The sequence below is a fragment of the Polaribacter pectinis genome (assembly GCF_014352875.1).
Taxonomy (GTDB): domain Bacteria; phylum Bacteroidota; class Bacteroidia; order Flavobacteriales; family Flavobacteriaceae; genus Polaribacter; species Polaribacter pectinis.
The window spans coordinates 593,099-613,936 of the sequence record NZ_CP060695.1; the positions used below are offsets into that span (position 1 = coordinate 593,099).

Genomic DNA, 20,838 nt, shown 5'->3' on the forward strand with positions numbered 1-20,838 from the left:
ACTTTTTGACTTTGTAACTTTGCTACTTTGTAACCTATATTGATGTATCCAAAAAAAGAACTCGCTCAACTTGTAATTTCTGCATGTCAACAATTTAATGTTGGCACTATTGTAATTTCTCCAGGTTCACGAAATGCACCTTTAACTGTTGGTTTTTCCAATCATTCAGAAATTGAAACGTTAAGTGTTGTAGATGAGCGTTGTGCAGCTTTTTTTGCTTTAGGAATCGCGCAACAAACTAAAAAACCAATCGCAGTTTTATGTACTTCTGGTTCTGCTTTATTAAATTATTATCCAGCTATTGCTGAAGCTTTTTATAGTAATATTCCTTTAGTTGTAATTTCTGCGGACAGACCAAAACACCTAATTGATATTGGTGATGGACAAACAATTAGACAAGAAAACGTTTTTGAAAATCATATCTTGTTTTCTGCGAATTTGATTGAAAACCCGAAATTTAAAACAAGAAACGCGCAATTAATTGGCGAAGCTTTACAAATTTCAATTTCACAACAAGGTCCTGTTCATGTAAATGTTCCTTTTGATGAGCCTTTGTATGAAACTGTAGAAAAAATGGAAGAATTTCACTTTCCACATATTTCTATGAGTTCATTGGATAATTCTCATATAAATTATGAAGAATTAGCCGGGATTTGGAATACTTCTGATAAAAAAATGATCTTAGTTGGTGTTAATTACCCAAATGATGATTTACACAAATTAATGGATTTATATGCAGAAGATGATTCTGTATTAATTTTAACAGAAACAACTTCTAATTTACATCATAAGAAAGCTATAGATTCAATAGATCAATTAATTTTTTCTTTGGATGAAAATCAATTTTATGATTTAAAACCAGGTGTATTGATAACTTTTGGAGGAATGATAGTCTCTAAAAAAATAAAACAGTTTTTAAGATATTATCAGCCAAAGCATCATTGGAATATAGACGAAAAAAAAGCTACAAATACGTTCTTTTGTTTGTCAGAATTTATACAAACAAAACCGGTAGATTTCTTTTTAAACTTTAATAAAATTATCAGAAATAAAAAAAGTAATTATCAGCAAAAATGGTTGCAAATTCGTGATGAAAAACGCGAAAAACATCAACAATTTTTAGCAGAAACCAAACATTCAGATTTTAAAGTTTTTGAGCAGATTTTAGAAAGTATTCCAAATAATAGTCAGTTACAAATTAGCAACAGTTCTATTATTAGATATGCGCAACTTTTTACAATAAAAGATTCATTTACAGTTTTTTGTAATAGAGGAACAAGTGGAATAGATGGAAGCACAAGTACAGCAATTGGCGCTGCTTTTGCGAATAAAAACCCAACTGTTTTTATTACTGGGGATTTAAGTTTTTTCTATGATTCTAATGCACTTTGGAATAATAACATTCCAAAGAATTTTAGAATTATTTTAATTAATAATTCTGGTGGAGGAATTTTTAAAATAATTCCTGGCCCAAGAACTACAAATGCACACCAGTATTTTGAAACACCACATAATTTAACGGCAGAACATTTATCTAAAATGTATAATTTTGAATATGTAAAAGCAGATTCAAAAGAAAGTGTAGAAAAAGGATTGGATGGATTTTTTGAAACATCAGAAAAACCAAAAATATTAGAAATCTTTACGCCAAGTGAAGAAAATGATTTAATTTTAAAAGAATATTTTAAATATATAAAATAATGAGTTTACACGAAGAAGAAAACAATTCTGAAGAATTTGAAAACAATTCACAAGAAAATGAAAATGATTATCAAGAACATGATTATGATTTTAAAGAAGGAGATAAAGTAAATTTAGTTATTGAAACTGAAACTGGTTTAGGTTACACTGTTTTAATTAATGAAGAATTTGATGGCTTACTTTTTAGGAGTGAGGTTTTCCAAGAATTGGAAGAAAACATGGAAGTTGTTGGGTACATAAAACAAATTAGAGAAGATGGTAAAGTAGATGTTTCTCTTCGTCCACAAGGTTTTAGAAATGTTATTGATTCTGATGTTGATAAAGTACTGACAAAATTAAAAGACAGTAGAGAGGGTTTTTTATTGTTGACAGATAAAAGTTCGCCAGATTCTATTCGTTTTCATATGAAAATGAGCAAAAAAGCATTTAAAAAAGCTGTTGGAAATTTATACAAACAAAAATTAATTGTAATAAAAGAAGACAGAATAGAGCTTGTAAAATAAGTTATTATGAAAAAGTTGTTATTAGGAATTTTCATTTTGAGTTCAGCGTTTGCGAATGCTCAATTTACAGAAACCTTGTCTTCAGATAGGCCTGGTCAAGCATTGTCTTCTAGCGTTGTTGGAAAAAAAGTTTTTCAAATTCAGGCAGGAATTGATTATTTTGAAAGTTCTTCAGATTTTTATCCTAGTTCATTTTTTAGATATGGTCTTTCAGAAAGATTCGAATTAAATTCAGGAATTATTTTATCTGGAAATGAATTTGCTAGTGATTTAGAATCTCTAACATTGGGAGCAAGGTATGTTTTAAACAGCAATCCAGAAGCTAATTTAAAATCTAGTTTACAGTTTTCTTATGATGTTGGTGCAACTAATAAAAGTTCTCAAATAACTTATATTTTAGGAAGTTCTTTTTCTGAAAACCTTTCTTATACTATAAATTTAGGACTTAACTTTAATGAAGATTTTGCACTAAATAACGGAATTTATATTTTTAATTTATCTTATGTCTTAAATGAAAAAGTGGGTGTTTTTCTAGAACCTTTTGGAACCTTTTTAAAGGGTGATTTTCAATTTAATCTTGATTCTGGCGTCTATTATCTTGTGAACAATAATTTTCAACTAGATTTTTTAATAGGAGAAAGCAATGGTTTTTTTACTGGAGCAGGAATTACTTGGAGAATTCCTTCAAAAAATAATTAATTTACTGTCCACCTAATCTTAAAATGTTTTCATAAAATTTATCGGAATTTGGGTCAGAAGGATCCATTTTTCCGTAACCAATTTTATAATATTTTAATGCTTTTTTAGTTTGTTTTCCGCTTTCATAATACCTTCCAAGATAATAATCACCTAAAGGAGAAGTTGGAAAAAGTTTTAAAATCATTTTACCAAATTCACGTAATTGATCTCCATTCTCTTTTTCGATTACAATTTTTTCTACGGCATAAATATCTCTTTCTCTAATTCCTAAATCACTTCCAAAAAGAAATTCAATTTCTAAATATTTGTTTTCTAAATAAGCAATCGCGTCTATAGGAGAAAGGTCTTTAATGTTTTTATCAAATTCCTCTTTAGAAATGGAAGAGTAAATTTCAAAGACTTTTGTTAAAGCTCTTGGTATTGCTTCGCTAATTGCAGAAATGCTGCTAGCTGTTGTAATAGTGTCGTTTACAACATTAAAATTTTTTAATTCTAATGAAGCAAGTCCTCTTTGTAATTCACCAATTTGTGTTTGCTTTTTTGATGAAAAGGAAGTAGAATTATTTGTGTAAAGGTAAAATGTGTTGTCTTCTTTTAAGAATTTTTGCAAATTGTAAGATTGAAATTGTTGTCCTACAAAATCTGAAAAAGTTGGATTAATACAGATATAAGTGTTTATAAAAGGTTTGTCTTCTCTTAAATAATGTGTAATTAAATTTGCAGAAGTTCCTTCGCCAACTAAAGAGATAAAAGGAGAAGTTCTGTAATTACTTTCCATGTAAAAAATAACTTCATCTCTAATAAACTGATAAAAAGCGTTGTTTTCAGCAGTTAAATTCCCCGTATTTATATCAAAATAAGTGTCTTTTTTTCTAGTTTTTCCCATAGAAACACCAACAATTATTTGTTTGGGTGCTTTGTCTTTAGCTGCAAAAAGCACAGAGTTACCCACGTACGCATCAAATAAATACTCTGCGTCAAAAACTACCGCCAAAGGATAATTTTTAACACTGTCTTTTTCATATCCTTGAGGAAGATAAATTTTTAAATTCCTTGTCGTTTCAAGTATGTCAGACTCAATGTTTTTATCAATTATTTTTTGTGAATAACCTAAAAAACAAAAAAGTATAAATATTAATGTTATCGATTTCTTAATCATCATATAGAATGTTTATTTTTGTAAACAATTATTTTATTTCTCTATTAAAGAACGTCTAAAATACAAAAATATGATACAACCCGAATGGAAAACTGTTAAAGAGTATGAAGATATTACTTATAAAAAATGTAATGGTGTTGCAAGAATAGCTTTTAACAGACCAAATGTTAGAAATGCTTTCAGACCAAAAACTACAAAAGAATTATACGATGCTTTTTATGATGCTGGAGAAGATGTAAATATTGGTGTGGTTTTATTGTCTGCAGAAGGACCAAGTACAAAAGACGGAGTATATTCTTTCTGTTCTGGTGGAGACCAAAAAGCAAGAGGTCACCAAGGTTATGTTGGTGAAGATGGTTATCACAGGTTAAATATTTTAGAAGTTCAAAGATTAATACGTTTTATGCCAAAAGCAGTTATTTGCGTTGTTCCTGGTTGGGCAGTTGGTGGCGGACACAGTTTACATGTGGTTTGCGATTTAACGTTAGCTTCTAAAGAACACGCTATTTTTAAGCAAACAGATGCAGATGTAACTTCTTTTGATGGTGGTTATGGTTCTGCTTATTTGGCTAAAATGGTTGGACAAAAAAGAGCGAGAGAAATTTTCTTTTTAGGAAGAAATTATTCAGCTCAAGAAGCTTATGAAATGGGAATGGTAAATGCAGTTATTCCTCATGAAGAATTAGAGAGTACAGCTTTTGAATGGGCGCAAGAAATTTTAGAAAAAAGCCCGACTTCTATAAAAATGTTGAAATTTGCTATGAATTTAACAGATGATGGAATGGTTGGGCAACAAGTTTTTGCAGGTGAAGCAACAAGACTTGCTTACATGACAGATGAAGCAAAAGAAGGAAGAGATGCTTTTCTTGAAAAGAGAAAGCCTAATTTTCCTAAAAAATGGATACCATAGACAATTATTAATTTTAAAAAGAAAAATTACGAATTGTCAGAATTCGTAATTATAAATTGGTAATTCATAATTAATTAGAATGAAATCACAAATAGTAACTTTTTTAATAAAATGTCCAGATCAAAAAGGATTGGTAGCTAAAATAACCAGTTTTTTTTATGAACAAGGATTCAATATTGTAAGTTGTCAGCAATACGTTAACTCTATAGAAGATACATATTTTATGAGAGTTCGTTTAAATGCAGAAGGAACTGTTATCTCTAAAGAAGATTTAGAGAAGAATTTCTTAAAGTTGGCAACACCTTTACAGTTTAATTGGTCTGTAAATTACGGAGATAAAAAACAAAATGTTGCCATTATGGTTTCGCATACAAGTCATAATTTATATGATTTGTTAGAACGTGCAAAAGAAGGTAGGTTAGATTGTAATGTAAAAATGATTATCAGTAATCATAATAAGTTAAGGCATATTGCAGAGATGTTTAATGTTCCTTATTATTATTTACCTGTTACTAAAGAAACCAAACTAGAACAAGAGGTACAAGTAAAAGAGCTTTTAGATTCTAATAATGTAGATTTAGTAATTATGGCAAGATATATGCAAATTTTGTCATCAGAATTTATAAACCATTATCCAGAACGCATTATTAATATTCATCATTCTTTTTTACCAGCTTTTCAAGGAGCAAATCCGTATAAAAAAGCGTATGAAAGAGGAGTGAAGCTAATTGGAGCAACTGCACATTATGCTACTGAAGATTTAGATGAAGGGCCAATTATTGAGCAAGACGTAAAACCTGTAACTCATGAAAGTACGCCAACAACCTTAAAAAGAATTGGTGCAGATATCGAAAAATTGGTATTGGCAAGAGCTGTTAAAAATCATTTAAACAATCAAATAATTGTTTCAGGAAATAGAGCCATTGTTTTTCCAGAAGCAGGAGAGTAATTTTTATGAAAATAATCTGTATTGGGCGCAATTACGCAAAACATATAGAAGAATTGGCAAACGAAAAACCAGATAACCCTGTTGTTTTTCTAAAACCAGATTCTGCTATTTTACCGAGAAAAAATCCATTTTTTATTCCACCTTTTTCTGATGATGTACATTATGAAGTTGAAGTTTTGGTGAAGATTAATAAAGTAGGAAAACATATAGATGCAAAATTTGCTCATAAATATTATGATGAAATTGGTTTAGGAATCGACTTCACAGCAAGAGATGTTCAAGCAAAGTGTAAGGAGAAAGGTTTGCCTTGGGAAAAAGCAAAAGCATTTGATGGAAGTGCAGTTATTGGTGAGTTTTATCCGAAGGAACAATTCGATTTAGAAAACTTAAAATTTCAACTGTACAAAAATGATGAAATAGTACAAGATGGAAATACCAATGCAATGCTTTGGAAAACAGATGAATTAATTTCTTATGTTTCGCAATACTTCACATTAAAAAAAGGAGATATTATTTTTACAGGAACTCCAGCAGGAGTTGGTAAAGTTGTAGAAAATGACAATTTAAAAGGAATAATTGAAGGTAAAGAAGCTTTTAATATAAGAGTGAAATAAAGTTTCAATATTTAATTTAAAAATTTATCTACAATAAGTAAAAATAATTAAAAAAAGAAATCCTTCAAATTGTAAAATTTGAAGGATTTTAATATTTAAATTTTAAAAACTCCTTAGAAGTTTTTACTACGTATTATTAATATTATTCTAAAAATACCTTTTTACTTACCAATCCAATTTCTGTATTTAGTTTTACTATATATAAACCTTTAGCAAAGTCCGGTAAAGAGATTTCATGAACACCATTAGACTCAAAAGTAGAAGAAAAAACTTCTTTCCCTAAAGTATTATAGAGTTTAAAATATGTTCTTCCTTCTGGTAAACCAACAATTTTAATTGTAGAGATGTCTAATTTATAAAGGTTTATGTTTTTTACAGTCTTTATGTTGTTAATACTTAAAGTACTAGGACCTGTATGAATATAGAATTGACCAATTCCGTTTGAAGCTGAATTTAAAGTAGTCTTATAACTACTTTCAGATAAATTAGTAAAAATATTGTTAGTTCTATCTTCTAAAAAAACATTAATATTTGTTGGAAAATTGTTTATGTTGGCAGAAAAAGTAATTTCTTCGCCATTTTCTGCAATTATACCCACTGGAACAACCATGTTTTCATAATTTGAATTAGGTAAGGCTTGAATACCTAATTTTTTTCCATCATTGTCAGATACCAATTCTGTGAATAACCTAAAATCATAGCTTGTTCCACCAAATATGCTGCTATCATAACCGTTATCAAATCCAGTAGTTTTATCTTCAACATAAAAAACTTTAGTAGATTCAGTTGTTTTGTCATTCGCAACAAATAATTCAAAATTTATATATTCTTCAGATGTTTGCCTCATAAAAGTATCTGAAGAATTATTGTGTGATTGATTACCAATATTAAAAGTTACATCATTATTACCAGAGGCTTCAACAAAGAAACCTTGGGTAGGTGCAATTTCAATAGAATTTAATGAGTTATATGCTTTATATTTATCTTGACTCCAAATCCAAACAGTTTTTTCAGTAAGAAATGTGCTATTATTATTTGTAAAAGTATTGGAATTCAAATATGCAGTATAAGGATTTCCTAAAAGATTAAAATTATTTCTATCACCTGTAGTTATACCAAAATCTAAGTTTGCAGAATTTGCTGTTCCTGTAAAACGAACAGAATTAGATTCTTTTAGTTTCATAGAATATCCTTTTCCTTCTTCGATATTTCCAGTTGTGCTGCTGGTAATATAATCCCAGGGTGTTGATCCATTATTTAAAAAAGGTGCAAAACCAAATATAGTTTTTGTATTGTTTTGTGCCAAATCATGATTAGTTCTAAAATTACTAATAGTTTCTCCAGAAACAGGAGAAGCTACTAAATACCAATCTGTAGTTGGTAAATCTCTTTCATAAGTTACTTCTCCAGTAACTGCACCTCCAAGTACAAAACTTGCTCCAGAATTTATTTCTATTGAATTTACAGTAATATCTCCATTTGTTGTTGGATATTTACTTAATCCTGAAGGAATAACGACATGGCTTGTTGTTGGTGGTACCGCATTTGTATCCCAATTTGCTGCTGTATTCCAATCATTAGTGTCATCTCCACCTGTCCAAGTTGTAGTTGCAATATTAGTAAGTTTTAAACGCAGTTTTGCAGGTTCTGTAGCTGTTGCAGGAACAACTATTAAATCATAAGAACCAGTGTAATCTTTAAATTTTACATTATCAAATAGATCACCTGTAGTGTTGGCAGTTGTAATATTATCAGCCGTCATAATATCGAAAACCTCATAACCTTCTGGTATATATTTAAAATCGAAAAAGATATCTCCATCTAAAGTAATATCGAAACCTTTAGCTTCTGTTTTATGATATTTTGTGTTAGTTTCTATTTCTACCACATATAAATTATTGTCAGGGAATATTTTATTTTGATGAATTACACTTTCTCCATATCTTAATCTTTCGTAAGTTGTGCCTCCAGTACCGCCTCTTTTATGATCAACAATAATTTTATCATACCAATCACTATAATCTTCTGGTACAACAATTTCATATTTACCATCGTAAGCAGCGTAAGTTCCTACTCTGTCTAAATCAAAACCGTCATCAGGCTTATCAGTAGCCGCCCACCAAGTTGCGTTAACAGTAAAATATAAAGATTTTCTTCCTTTTCCATCTTCTAAATCTGAATCACCATAGGTTCCGGAATCTGTGAATTTTGTTTCGTTGCCTGAAACACCATCTTCTAAACCAGGAATATTATCAAGCAACGTTTGCATCATTTTTTTGTGCTCGTGTTCCCAGTTATCATTTTCAACGGTTACTTTAAAATCATCTGCTCTGGCTATTAAGCTACTTAATACTGCAGGATCTATTCCTACACCAGATAATGAAGCATCAGAAAGAGAGAAATCTCCATTTTCTGGATTTTTAAAAAGTGTTGCGTTTTGTACAGTTGCAACAGATGCTGGGGTTGCTGTAACAGTGCCAAATGCAGCAATATTACCTGAAAAAGAACTACCTGTTGAACCATCAGCGTCTCCTAACTCGTACGTTTGTTTTTGGTCGTAAACATCTACGGCATTATTATTAGCTTGGAAATTTAAATAAGGAGTTCCATATTTAGCTTCATCAAATCCGTTTGCTGTGTCTGTAATACCATCTGCATGATGACCTCTTGTGTAAACAGTGTTATTTGTTACTTCTAAATTATTGGTTGGCTTTAATCTAATTGCATCAATTTTTGCGTAAGCAACAACATTATTGTTAATTCTTGCTTTCATTCCTGTATCATGTTTAGGAGTTTCATCAATTAAAATAGGTTTTCCTTCATCTAAAGTCATGTTTAAAAAACCTTTTGCTGGTACCCAAGAATAAATACGTTGGTGTACATTAAATATTAAATTTCCGTCAATTTCCCAACGATATTTATTTACATCATCAGCATCATCAAAACTACCAAAGCCTTGTTGACGCATAATACCATGACCACCACTTAAAGAGGTTAAACCAATATTATGTATGATGTTACCTTCAATTTTTAAATATCTTCCGTTTTCTATATTTATTGCTTTTTGGTAAAAATCATGAAATACATTGTTAGTAATCTTAATGTCTTCTCCATTTTGGACTCTAATAGCAATACCAGACCCTGTAATTTCGTCTGTTGTATTTTGTGGTAACCAAACATATTGAGATACAAAAACCCAATGATTTGTATTGTTAGATTTTCCATCTAATTCAAAACCTTTAATTTCAATATTTTTTGCACCATCAATAGTAATACCTTTTTGTGCTATAGTATTGATTTTAACAGTTCCATTTGGTTCTGGGCTTAATACAATTGGTGTTGTAGCAGCAGCGGTTATTTCTATTGATTTTGTTAAATTGTAGGTGCCACTTTTAACATAAACATTAGCGATGTTATTTGCTGCAGCAGTATTTAAGGCATATTTAATAGTTTTAAGTGGTGAGGCACTTGTACCAAAACTATTATCATTACCAGATTCTAAATCTACATAAAGTTCTGTTGCGCCATCAAAAATGTTTTCTACAAAAGAAATTTCTTGAATATCAATATCTATGTCGTCACTAGTATAAGCAGCTCCACTAGCTGTGTTGTCTTTTTTTCTAAAAGCTAATTGGATATCGTTTTGTATTCCAGTCCAATTGCCATTTGTCATATTAACCACGTACGTTTCAAAATTACCAGTTCCAGGTGTTAAAGTTGTAGCACTGAATTTAGAGCCATATTTAACTTGTAAAAAATCTGGTCCACCAGTAGCAACACGCATTTTTATAATCGCAAACTTTAATGCAACTGCATCTACACTAGCAGCAGTTTGTGAAAACTTTGGATTGTTACCTGTATTTGTTTTTAAATTTATATGTGTATTTGGAGTTGTATCAACATCTAGATTAGCAACAGTCCAACCCTGAATTGTATTGTCGTTAAAAGTCCAAGTTACTTGTGCTATTGATATTGTACTTAATAATAATGTTACTATTAAAAAGAAATATTTTTTTGTCATAATAAAAAATTTAATAGCGGCAAAGGTAATACTTTAAAAAAAAATAATAACTAAATTTAATTTCTGAATTTTTTAGTGATGTTTCTTTGAGAACTTTTGAAGTAAAAAGTAAGAATAGTATGATTATAATTACGAGATGATGTATGATTTTGTTTTTTACAAGTTTGGTAGAAACTATATTCTTACACAATGTGTGCTTATATTTGCAAAAAGAAAATAGAAATAAATGAAAGCAGAAATAATAACTATAGGAGATGAGATTTTAATTGGTCAGATTGTAGACACAAACTCTCAATGGATTGGTCAACAATTAAATAAAATTGGCGTTTCTGTATATCAAATAACTTCTATACAAGATGATAAACAGCATATTTTAAACGCATTTAAAGAAGCGCAAGAAAGAGTAGATATAGTTATTATAACAGGAGGTTTAGGCCCCACTAAAGACGATATCACAAAAAAAACAATTGCAGAATTTTTTAAAGATGATAAAATTATAGAATATCCAGAAGTTGTAGCACATATAAAAGGCTTATTCAAAAAAATAAATCATCCATTTAAAGAAATACAAAGAACTCAAGCGCAATTACCATCTAAAGCTACATTATTAATGAACAATTATGGAACAGCTCCAGGAATGTGGTTTTTCGAAAATAACACTGTTTTTGTGTCGCTTCCAGGAGTTCCTTATGAAATGAAAGGTTTAATATCTTCAGAAGTCTTACCAAGAATTCAAAAGCAATTTAAACTTCCATTTATCATTCATAAAACAATTATGACCTATGGTGCAGGAGAAAGTACAATTGCAGAAAGAATAGAAGATTTCGAGAATAGTTTACCAAGTTATATAAAGTTAGCTTATTTACCATCTTTTGGTAAAGTTCGTTTAAGATTATCTGTTATTGGAGCACATAAAGAAATTTTAGAAAACGAATTAAATAATAAAGTTGAGGCTGTTTACAAATTAATACCAGAAATTATTACTGGTTTAGATGATGATGCTTCTTTAGAGAAAAGAATAGGAGAGCTTTTAAAGAAGAATAATAAAACAATTTGTACAGCAGAAAGTATAACAGGTGGAAAAATAGCAGCAAATTTAGTTTCAGTTGCAGGTTCGTCTGCATATTATAAAGGTAGTATTGTAGCATATGCTGCAGAAACAAAAATAAATATGTTAGGTGTATTACCAGAAACTATTAAAAAACATACAGTTGTAAGTAAAGAAGTTGCTTTAGAAATGGCTAAAAGAGCTAAAATTAAATTAAATACAAATTTTGCAATTGCAGTAACAGGCAATGCTGGGCCAACAACAGACATAACAGATAAAAGTGTTGGAGTCGTTTTTATTGCGTTAGTTACTGATAATAAAGAGATTGTGCACGAATTTAATTTTGGGCAACCAAGAGAAAAAGTAATTAATAGAACCGTTAGCAAATCTTTAGAAATTTTACAGAAAGAAATGATGTAAAAATTTGCAAAATAGTTTTGTTCAATATTATAATTATTTGTAGATTTGCACCTCGTTTAGAGATAACACTAAAAAACTGTCGAAAAGATGTCTAGAGTTTGTGAATTAACAGGTAAAAAAGCAATGGTTGGGAACAACGTTTCTCACGCTTTAAATAGAACTAAAAGAAAGTTTGACGCTAATTTAATGACAAAGCGTTTTTACATTCCAGAAGAAGATAAATGGATTACTTTAAAAGTATCTGCTTCTGCTTTAAAAAATATTAACAAGAAAGGAATTTCTGCAGTTATAAAAGAAGCGAGAGCTAACGGATTTTTAACTAAATAAGCTCAAGCAATTTAAAATTTTATACAGATGGCAAAAAAAGGAAACAGAGTTCAAGTAATTTTAGAATGTACAGAGCATAAAGCTTCAGGAGAAAGAGGTACTTCTAGATACATTACAACAAAGAACAAAAAGAACACTCCAGATAGAATGGAAATTAAAAAATTCAATCCTATCTTAAAGAAAATGACTGTTCACAAAGAAATTAAATAATTATAATATCTAGAACTCAGAACAGAGCACATAGATTAAAAACATTTAGACAATGGCAAAGAAATCAGTAGCATCGTTACAAACAGGATCAAAAAGATTAAGTAAAGCTATAAAAATGATAAAATCTCCAAAAACAGGAGCTTATACATTTGTAGAATCTATTATGGATCCTTCAGCTGTAGACGCGTTTTTAGCAAAAAAATAACCGTTTACTTATAAAATTTACAAAGCTACTTTCTAATTTTAGAAAGTAGTTTTTTTTGTGCCTTATATTTACGTATTTTTGGGCGTTACCTTTCAGGTCGCGCTTTCGGCAGTCGCTCTTTTCAAGGAGCTCCAACAAAGCCTCAATCGCTAACGCAAAAGGCATTTTTAATGACAATTTGACCAAACCAAACAAATGGCACGTTTTTTAATGTACTGTTTTATAGTTATAAAATAATAAAATGAGTTTTTTTAAAAATATATTTTCAAAAGAAAAAAAGGAAACATTAGATAAAGGTTTAGAAAAAACAAGTACTAATTTTTTCGATAAACTTTCTAAAGCAGTTGCAGGAAAATCTAAAGTAGATGATGATGTTTTAGATAATTTAGAAGAGGTTTTAGTAGCTTCTGATGTTGGTGTAAATACCACACTAAAGATAATTACTAGAATAGAAGAGCGTGTTGCCAAAGACAAGTATGTTGGTACAGACGAGTTAAATAAAATTTTAAGAGAAGAAATTGCAGGTTTACTGTCGGAAACCAATGTTGGTAACGAAACTGAATTTACAATTCCAGAAATTCCAAAAAACGCAGCTGGTAACAAAATGCCTTATGTTTTAATGGTTGTTGGTGTAAATGGAGTTGGTAAAACAACAACCATTGGTAAGTTGGCAAGTCAATTTAAAAAACAAGGTTTAAAAGTAGTTTTAGGGGCAGCAGATACATTTAGAGCAGCAGCAATAGATCAATTACAAGTTTGGGCAGACAGAACAGATGTACCAATTGTACGTCAAGAAATGGGTTCAGATCCAGCTTCTGTAGCTTTTGATACGTTAAAGTCAGCAGTAAATCAAGATGCAGATGTTGTAATTATAGATACTGCTGGTAGATTACATAATAAAGTTAATTTAATGAACGAGTTAACTAAAATTAAACGTGTAATGCAGAAAGTGGTAGATAATTCTCCACACGATGTTTTATTAGTTTTAGATGGCTCTACTGGGCAAAACGCATTCGAACAAGCAAAACAATTTACTTTAGCAACAGAAGTTACTTCTTTAGCAGTTACAAAATTAGATGGAACTGCAAAAGGTGGAGTTGTTATTGGTATTTCCGATCAATTTAAAATTCCTGTAAAATATATTGGAGTAGGAGAAGGAATAGATGATTTACAAGTCTTTAACAAACATGAATTTGTAGATTCTTTTTTTAAGTAGAAATTACCAAACCTTACCTTTTTTTAAAATAGTTATGAAAAAAATAATTACGTTTTTTGTTTTACTTATTAGTTTTTCTATCAATTCTCAAATATCTAGTTTAGCCGAATTAGCTTCTGGAGATATTCAACTTTTTAATCCAATTTACGAAATGGATAAAAGTATTTATGGATATTTTATGGTGGTAAAACTAGATGATGTTAGTAAAACAGAGCAAAAATTCGAATATGTTTTTTTAGATAAAAATCTTAATAAAGTTGCTAATGGCGAGTTTATAGATGCAAGTTATAAAAAATATGCTTCAGAGTTTATGACGCCAGAAAAAGTAGGTGACAAGATTATTTTAAGCAAAATATACTATAGATGGCAACAACAAGTTTTTGGTAATAATTCAGATTATAAATTTGTTTCTAATAGAATTTTAGATCTTACAACCAATAAAATATCTAAACCTTTTTATTTTGAAAATGAATTGGTAGTAGAAGGAGAAAGAGCTACAGAAAAGATTGATAAAAGAATTAAAAAAAATATATTTATCCAGTATCCTTTAGCAATAGATGGAGGATATTTACTTTTTAAACAATCTAAATTACAGAAGAACTCTTTTAGAACTAAAAAAATAGCCACTTTAGAAGCTTATAATATAGACAATTCTAAAAACTGGCAATACAATTACAATCCTGAAGAACACGTTGTAAATACTAGAATTGAGTTTCTTAATGAAGAAATAATTGTTTTATGGGCTATGAGTACTAAAACTAAATCTCAAGTTTTACATTTTATCAATCCAAAAACTGGGAAAGCAGATTTTAAATATGAGATAGAAAATAAAAAATCTGAATTCAATCATTTTTATAAAGTTAGAAAGTTTAAGGATAGAACTGTTATTGTAGGAATGACAAGTAAAAATAAGCTTTCAGGTTTTAACTATAAAAAGGCAACAGGTTTTTTTAAAATTGTATTAGATAATAACGGAAATGAAACCTTTAAAAAGTATTTTAAATGGGAAGATGCTGGCAATATTCTTGATATAAAAAAGAACGGTAAGTTAAAGGAAGATGGTTATCGTTTATTAGCAAAACAATTTTTCATTTTTGAAGACGGAACTACAGCTTTTCTAACTGAAAAGTTTAAAGACACTCAATATTATGTTGTAGTAGCATTAGCTCCTAAAACAACAGATTTTTTAGTATTAAACTTCGATAAAGAATTTGCTCTAAATAATGTAGAAAAGATAGAAAAAGATAAATCTTATTATTCGAGTTCAGATTATTTGTATTCCCAAAGAATTAAAGATGGAAATGGTGTTGTTTTCTTTTATAGAGATTATAAAAAAGATGAAGAAACCAAAAAGAAGAATTGGGTTTTAGGAATCGTTACTATTATTGATGGTAAAATGCAACAAGAACAAATTCCTATGTCTTCTGAAGAACACTTTATTTCTCCTTATATAGCCAAAGAAGGTTACATATTATTAAGAGAATTTAATAAGGATAGTGATCATGATGAAATTAGATTAGAGAAGTTAAACTACTAAATTTCAGAATAATAATCACCAATATTTTTAATTTCATTTAAGTTTAAATTCCATATAAAACTTAAGAATTGTTGGTATTCTTTTGTTTGCTCTTTTGGGTTTATTCTTTCTATATATCTATTCAGTCTATATTTTTTCTTTGCTTTATACAAGCTTAAAAAGTTTTTACCCAACCACTTTTTAAGATAGGTATTTGTAGAATCTTTAGATAATTTTTTTAAGATAAGTCTAATGCTATATCCATATTCTTCTAAATCATAAAAATTTACAATATCTCCTTTACGAGCTAATTGTTGTAACTTTATAAAAGAGCTTCCTTTAGAACTTTTAGAAAGTGAGTCATTTATAGATAATTCTGGAAAATCTTTTTTTAATTTTAAAATTCTCTCGGTAAATTCTGGATGAGATTTAACTGAATCTTTATTAATTTTTTCAGTATATTTAGAATAATCATAATCAGAAAACTTCTCCACTTTTAGCCAAGAATCTTTAAAAGGTTGTTTAGGAATATTAAAAAATCTTTTATAAACAGTAGAATCTAAATTAATTGTTGGCAATGTTTCATAATCTGCTAATAATTGTAGAGCGCTTAAATAATTTGGTTTGTTAAGTGTTGTATTTTTATATAATAAATAACCAACAGAATCTGCTTGCATTTCTTTTTTTCTGTGGGTTTTACTATCAGAATACATTAAGTTTTTTAAAATTTTAAAAGATTTATCATAGGTGTTATATTTCTCTTTTCTAATTTTCTTAGCTTGGTTTTTTCTTAATTTAGAAGTCCTTAATTCTGCAATATGTAGAATGTTATTACTAACATGATTTAAACTTTCATGAGCAATTTCATGTGCTAAAACAGAAACTAACTGATCTTCATTTTCGAAATATTTAAATAACCCAATATTTAAAACAACAATTCCCTCTCCAACGTTTAAAGCATTTATGGTGGGGTTTTTAGATATAAAAACAGAAATATTTTTCCTTTTTAGTTTTGGATTATTTTTTACAATTAATTGAGTTAAACTATCGCTATATTTTGTAAAAAGTGTATCAAAAATAAATTTGTCTTTATTTAAATTTTTCAAAAACTCTTTGTGTTTGCTTTTATACAAACTAGTAATTTCTGTTCTTAATTTTCCTCTATATTCTTTCTTTAAACTCTTATAAATAAAGGTATGTTTTGTTTTTAAGTTTTTTGTAAGATTTTTTCTTAACTCAAAATCTGTAGTGTCAATTAATCTTAAATTCTGCGAGCTAAAAGTTATTGAAAAAAGTAAAATAGAAATAATTGCAATTTTTTTTATCATTTTATTTTTTTTGAAAAGACGAAGATACTTTATTTTTAAAAAAGGGTAATAACCTTTTCTAAATGTGCATTTTTTACAAAAAAAAATTAAAGAAGTATCTTTGATAAAAATTATAACAATGAAAAAAATACTGTTACTTGTTTTATTAATATCTATTGTTGTTAGTTGTCAGCAAAAAGGAGAAACTGTTTTTAAAAATTCGTTTAAAAAATATGATGAAACAGAAGCGATAGCTCAATCTCAAGAGAACGAGTTCGAACGAATGAAGTTTAAATTAATTCAATCTAAATATTTAGATATGAATGCAGTTTTTAAACCATTTCAAAAGGAACTAGCTAATTTTTCTGAAGAAAATTATGAAGAATTAAAACCTTTTATTTTAGAACAAAACATTCCTCAACTTCAAAAAAATGTAAAAGAAGGTAAATTATCTTACGAAAAACTGACACTTTTTTATCTCTACAGAATTCGAAAATTCGAAAGTGATTCCACATTGTCTTTAAATAGTATTATTGCTTTAAATCCAAACGTTTTAAATGAAGCAAGAGAAAAAGATAAAAATAAAACAGATGTTTCAGAATTTTCTATTTACGGAATGCCAATTTTATTAAAGGATAATATCAACACAAAAGATATGAAAACAACTGCAGGAGCAATTGCTTTGGCAGATAATAAAACCTCTGAAGACGCTTTTATTGTAAAGAAATTGAGAGAAAATGGCGCAATTATATTAGGGAAAGTCAATTTAAGTGAATGGGCATATTTTTTCTGTTCTGGATGTCCTTTGGGTTATTCTGCAATTGGCGGACAAACCTTAAACCCTTATGGAAGAGGAAAAATCGAAACTGGAGGAAGTTCTGCAGGAAGTGGAGTTACAGTTGCAGCAAACTTTGCAGTTGCGGCAGTTGGTACAGAAACTGCAGGTTCTATAACTTCGCCATCAAGTCAGAATTCTGTGGTAGGTTTAAAGCCAACTATTGGAGTTTTGAGTAGAACTGGAATTGTTCCAATTTCATCAACATTAGATACACCTGGACCTATGACAAAAAATGTTGTTGACAATGCTATTTTTATGAATGCCATGAGAGGTTTTGATAAAAGTGATACCGCTTCAAAAAAAATAGAAGAAGATTACATACAAAACGGATTTAGAAATAAGTTCGAAAACAGAAGAATAGGTGTTTTAAAGCCACTACTGTCGGACTCTATTTATAACTCTACTGTTGAAAAACTAAAAAAAGTTGGCGTTGAAATTATAGAAATTACACCTCCAGAAATTTCTTTTGATGGTTTTATAACATTGTTAAATATAGATATGAAACACGACTTACCAAAGTATCTTAAAAACAATGCAATTGAAACTTTAGAAGTAAAGAATGTAAATGATGTTGTACTTTTTAATAAAAAGGATTCCATTTTAAGAGCACCTTATGGACAACAATTATTTGAAGGAATTGTAAAGGACAAAACTACTCTTAAAGAATTGTCCATGATTAAATTGCTACTAAAAAAGAATTCATTAGATTATTTTAAAATTATGGAACCAGAAAAATTAGACGCAATTTTATCTATTAATAATTACCATTCTGCAATTGCTTCAGTTGCAAAATTTCCAACATTAACAGTCCCTATGGGATATAAAGAGTCTGGAGAACCCGTAAGTTTAACATTTATAGGTGTTCCTTTTTCAGAAAGAAAATTGTTAGAAATTGGTTATGCTTTCGAGCAATTAACTAAAGTTAGAAAAATGCCTAAAAACTATCAATAGAAAATTTGTATTCCTTTTAAAAGAACTATTTTTGCACTTGCTTAAAACAAAAGACAATGCGTACAAAAACCATCAAAAAAAATAAGATTAACGTTGTTACTTTAGGTTGTTCTAAAAACATTTACGATTCAGAAGTGTTAATGGGACAGTTGAAAGCGAATGGTAAAAACGTTGTACATGAAGATGAAAATGATGATGGAAATATCGTTGTTATAAATACGTGTGGTTTTATTGGAAAAGCAAAAGAGGAATCTATTGATACAATTTTACATTACGCAAACAGAAAAGAAGCAGGAGAAATAGATAAAGTTTTTGTTTCAGGATGTTTAAGTGAGCGTTACAAACCAGATTTAGAAGAGCAAATACCTAATGTAGATCAATATTTTGGTACGCACGATTTGCCTAATTTATTAAAGGTTTTAGAAGCAGATTATAAGCACGAATTGATAGGAGAACGTTTAACAACCACTCCAAAACACTACGCATATTTAAAAATTGCAGAAGGTTGTGATAGACCTTGTTCTTTTTGTGCAATTCCTTTAATGAGAGGAAAACACGTTTCTACACCTATTGAAGATATTGTTACAGAAGCAACAAAATTAGCAGAAAAAGGAATTAAAGAAATTATGTTAATCGCACAAGATTTAACATATTACGGATTAGATATTTACAAAAAACGTGCTTTGGCAGATTTGTTAGAAGCATTGGCAAAAGTAGATGGAATTGAATGGATAAGAATGCATTATGCATTTCCAACAGGTTTCCCAATGGATGTTTTAGAGGTAATGAAACGTGAGCCAAAAGTGTGTAATTATTTAGATATTCCTTTGCAACATATTAATACAGAACTTCTAAAGTCGATGAAACGTGGAACTACACACGAAAAAACGACGGCTTTAATTCATAAATTTAGAGAAGCTGTTCCGGATATGGCAATTAGAACAACTTTAATTGTTGGTTATCCTGGAGAAACTGAAGAAATGTTTCAAGAATTGAAAGATTGGGTAGAAGAAATGCGTTTCGAACGTTTGGGAGCTTTTGAATATTCACATGAAGAAAATACTGGTGCTTATGTTTTAGAAGATGATGTTCCTGCAGATGTGAAGTTTAGACGTGTGAACGAAATTATGGAAATTCAGTCTCAAATTTCTTGGGAATTGAATCAAGAAAAAATTGGAAAAACATTTAGATGTTTGTTCGATAGAAAAGACGGAGAATATTTCTACGGAAGAACAGAATCGGATTCGCCAGATGTAGATAATGATGTTATTGTAGACGCTAAAGAACATTATATTAAAATAGGGGAGTTTATAGATGTAAAGATTCACGATGCTGGAGATTACGATTTACATGGAACGCCTGTTAAAAAGCAAGAAAGACCAGTTCCTTTAAATCAAAGAAAAAAATAAATTTTGAAAATCCTACTTGTGTAGGATTTTTTTATGCCTAATGAAATGATGAAAAAAACTTATTTTAATTGGAGTTCAGGGAAAGATTCTGCTTTGGCATTGTACAAAATGCAACAAAATACTGATTACGATGTTAGTTTGTTGGTTACGACTGTAAATGAAGATTATAAACGTGTTTCTATGCACGGTTTGCGAGAAGAACTACTCGAAAAACAAACAGCATCTTTAGAACTTCCACTTTATAAAATTTCTTTTCCTGCAAATGTTACCATGGATTCGTATTCAAAAACTATGAAAATAGCAATGGATTCTTTAGTTGAAAAAGAATATAAACATGCAGTTTTTGGAGATATTTTCTTGGAAGATTTAAAAGAATATCGTGATTCGAAATTAAAAGAAGTCGGCGTTAAAGGTTTATATCCACTTTGGAAAAAAGACACGAAAGAAATAATAACCGAATTTTTAGAATTGGGTTTTAAAGCAATTACAGTTTGTGTGAATGCAAAATTATTAGGCGAAGAATTTGTCGGTAGAATTATAGACGAACAGTTTATAAAAGACTTGCCAGAAAATGTAGATGTTTGTGGAGAAAATGGTGAGTTTCATACGTTTGTTTTTGATGGGCCAAACTTTAGCAAACCTGTAGATTTTACCATTGGTGAAAAAACTTTACGTTCCTATACTTTGCATGATAATGATGATGACAATTGCCATCAATCAAAAGACAAAGTAGAAGAAAAAAACTACGATACCAGTTTTTGGTATTGCGATTTGATTTCTAAATAAACTGCTTGTTATTTAAACCCAAAAGTGTTTCAAATCCTTTTGAGGTTTA

General features: G+C 29.3%; 18 protein-coding genes. 15 read left to right on the plus strand and 3 right to left on the minus strand.

From position 1 onward, the window contains the following. The first annotated feature begins 42 nt into the window (after nt 1-42). From menD to H9W90_RS02830, 3 genes are read left to right on the plus strand one after another with little or no spacing between them, the layout of a single operon-like run. Nucleotides 43-1,701, plus strand: coding sequence for a 2-succinyl-5-enolpyruvyl-6-hydroxy-3-cyclohexene-1-carboxylic-acid synthase (gene menD, locus H9W90_RS02820; RefSeq protein ID WP_187482958.1), 1,659 nt, complete (start codon nt 43-45; stop codon nt 1,699-1,701). Continuing rightward, complete coding sequence (locus H9W90_RS02825) at nt 1,701-2,204, plus strand: S1 RNA-binding domain-containing protein (protein WP_254712520.1); 504 nt, start codon at nt 1,701-1,703, stop codon at nt 2,202-2,204. The genes menD and H9W90_RS02825 overlap by 1 nt, the downstream gene beginning before the upstream one ends. A gap of 6 nt (nt 2,205-2,210) precedes the next feature. After that, nucleotides 2,211-2,903, plus strand: a complete 693-nt coding sequence (locus H9W90_RS02830; RefSeq protein ID WP_187482959.1) for a transporter — start codon at nt 2,211-2,213, stop codon at nt 2,901-2,903. A 1-nt stretch (nt 2,904) separates the two neighbouring features. Here H9W90_RS02830 and H9W90_RS02835 read toward each other — a convergent pair whose 3' ends face one another. After that, complete coding sequence (locus H9W90_RS02835) at nt 2,905-4,065, minus strand: alpha/beta hydrolase-fold protein (protein WP_254712521.1); 1,161 nt, start codon at nt 4,063-4,065, stop codon at nt 2,905-2,907. A 67-nt stretch (nt 4,066-4,132) separates the two neighbouring features. On the opposite strand from H9W90_RS02835, the gene H9W90_RS02840 reads away from it, so the two are divergent. From H9W90_RS02840 to H9W90_RS02850, 3 genes are all read left to right on the plus strand, one after another. Further along, nucleotides 4,133-4,972, plus strand: coding sequence for a 1,4-dihydroxy-2-naphthoyl-CoA synthase (locus H9W90_RS02840; protein ID WP_187482960.1), 840 nt, complete (start codon nt 4,133-4,135; stop codon nt 4,970-4,972). A gap of 79 nt (nt 4,973-5,051) precedes the next feature. Next, nucleotides 5,052-5,921 (plus strand): formyltetrahydrofolate deformylase, encoded by an 870-nt coding sequence (gene purU / locus H9W90_RS02845; protein WP_187482961.1) that lies wholly within the window; start codon nt 5,052-5,054, stop codon nt 5,919-5,921. Between the two features lie 5 nt (nt 5,922-5,926). After that, nucleotides 5,927-6,535, plus strand: coding sequence for a fumarylacetoacetate hydrolase family protein (locus H9W90_RS02850; protein WP_187482962.1), 609 nt, complete (start codon nt 5,927-5,929; stop codon nt 6,533-6,535). A gap of 142 nt (nt 6,536-6,677) precedes the next feature. Here the strand turns inward: H9W90_RS02850 and H9W90_RS02855 are convergent, their stop codons facing one another. Beyond that, nucleotides 6,678-10,556 carry a DUF8693 domain-containing protein gene (locus H9W90_RS02855; protein WP_187482963.1) on the minus strand — a complete coding sequence of 1,293 codons (3,879 nt, stop codon included), beginning with the start codon at nt 10,554-10,556 and terminating at the stop codon, nt 6,678-6,680. A gap of 226 nt (nt 10,557-10,782) precedes the next feature. Here H9W90_RS02855 and H9W90_RS02860 point away from each other — a divergent pair, with 226 nt between their 5' ends. The 6 genes from H9W90_RS02860 to H9W90_RS02885 all read left to right on the plus strand — a co-directional run bounded on the left by H9W90_RS02860 (nt 10,783) and on the right by H9W90_RS02885 (nt 15,519). Continuing rightward, nucleotides 10,783-12,024: a competence/damage-inducible protein A gene (locus H9W90_RS02860; RefSeq protein WP_187482964.1), complete on the plus strand. Its 1,242-nt coding sequence runs from the start codon at nt 10,783-10,785 to the stop codon at nt 12,022-12,024. Nucleotides 12,025-12,111: 87 nt separating this feature from the next. Continuing rightward, the gene (gene rpmB, locus H9W90_RS02865) at nt 12,112-12,351 is read left to right on the plus strand and encodes a 50S ribosomal protein L28 (RefSeq protein WP_077809621.1); all 240 of its coding nucleotides are present in this window, start codon (nt 12,112-12,114) and stop codon (nt 12,349-12,351) included. Between the two features lie 27 nt (nt 12,352-12,378). Continuing rightward, a complete protein-coding gene (gene rpmG, locus H9W90_RS02870) occupies nt 12,379-12,561 on the plus strand; it encodes a 50S ribosomal protein L33 (RefSeq protein ID WP_026775116.1) in 183 nt (60 codons plus the stop codon). 52 nt (nt 12,562-12,613) lie between these two features. Further along, complete coding sequence (locus H9W90_RS02875; RefSeq protein WP_187482965.1) at nt 12,614-12,766, plus strand: DUF4295 domain-containing protein; 153 nt, start codon at nt 12,614-12,616, stop codon at nt 12,764-12,766. 241 nt (nt 12,767-13,007) lie between these two features. Then, a complete protein-coding gene (gene ftsY, locus H9W90_RS02880; protein ID WP_187482966.1) occupies nt 13,008-13,982 on the plus strand; it encodes a signal recognition particle-docking protein FtsY in 975 nt (324 codons plus the stop codon). Between the two features lie 34 nt (nt 13,983-14,016). After that, complete coding sequence (locus H9W90_RS02885; protein WP_187482967.1) at nt 14,017-15,519, plus strand: DUF6770 family protein; 1,503 nt, start codon at nt 14,017-14,019, stop codon at nt 15,517-15,519. Here the strand turns inward: H9W90_RS02885 and H9W90_RS02890 are convergent. Beyond that, nucleotides 15,516-16,826: a M48 family metalloprotease gene (locus H9W90_RS02890; protein ID WP_187482968.1), complete on the minus strand. Its 1,311-nt coding sequence runs from the start codon at nt 16,824-16,826 to the stop codon at nt 15,516-15,518. The genes H9W90_RS02885 and H9W90_RS02890 overlap by 4 nt on opposite strands. Nucleotides 16,827-16,944: 118 nt before the next feature. Here H9W90_RS02890 and H9W90_RS02895 point away from each other — a divergent pair, with 118 nt between their 5' ends. From H9W90_RS02895 to H9W90_RS02905, 3 genes are read left to right on the plus strand one after another with little or no spacing between them, the layout of a single operon-like run. Further along, nucleotides 16,945-18,594, plus strand: a complete 1,650-nt coding sequence (locus H9W90_RS02895; RefSeq protein WP_187482969.1) for an amidase family protein — start codon at nt 16,945-16,947, stop codon at nt 18,592-18,594. A 56-nt stretch (nt 18,595-18,650) separates the two neighbouring features. After that, entirely contained in the window at nt 18,651-20,003 is a 1,353-nt protein-coding gene (gene rimO, locus H9W90_RS02900) for a 30S ribosomal protein S12 methylthiotransferase RimO (protein ID WP_187482970.1), read from the plus strand. Between the two features lie 48 nt (nt 20,004-20,051). Continuing rightward, the gene (locus tag H9W90_RS02905; protein WP_187483916.1) at nt 20,052-20,789 is read left to right on the plus strand and encodes a Dph6-related ATP pyrophosphatase; all 738 of its coding nucleotides are present in this window, start codon (nt 20,052-20,054) and stop codon (nt 20,787-20,789) included. Nucleotides 20,790-20,838: the final 49 nt, after the last annotated feature.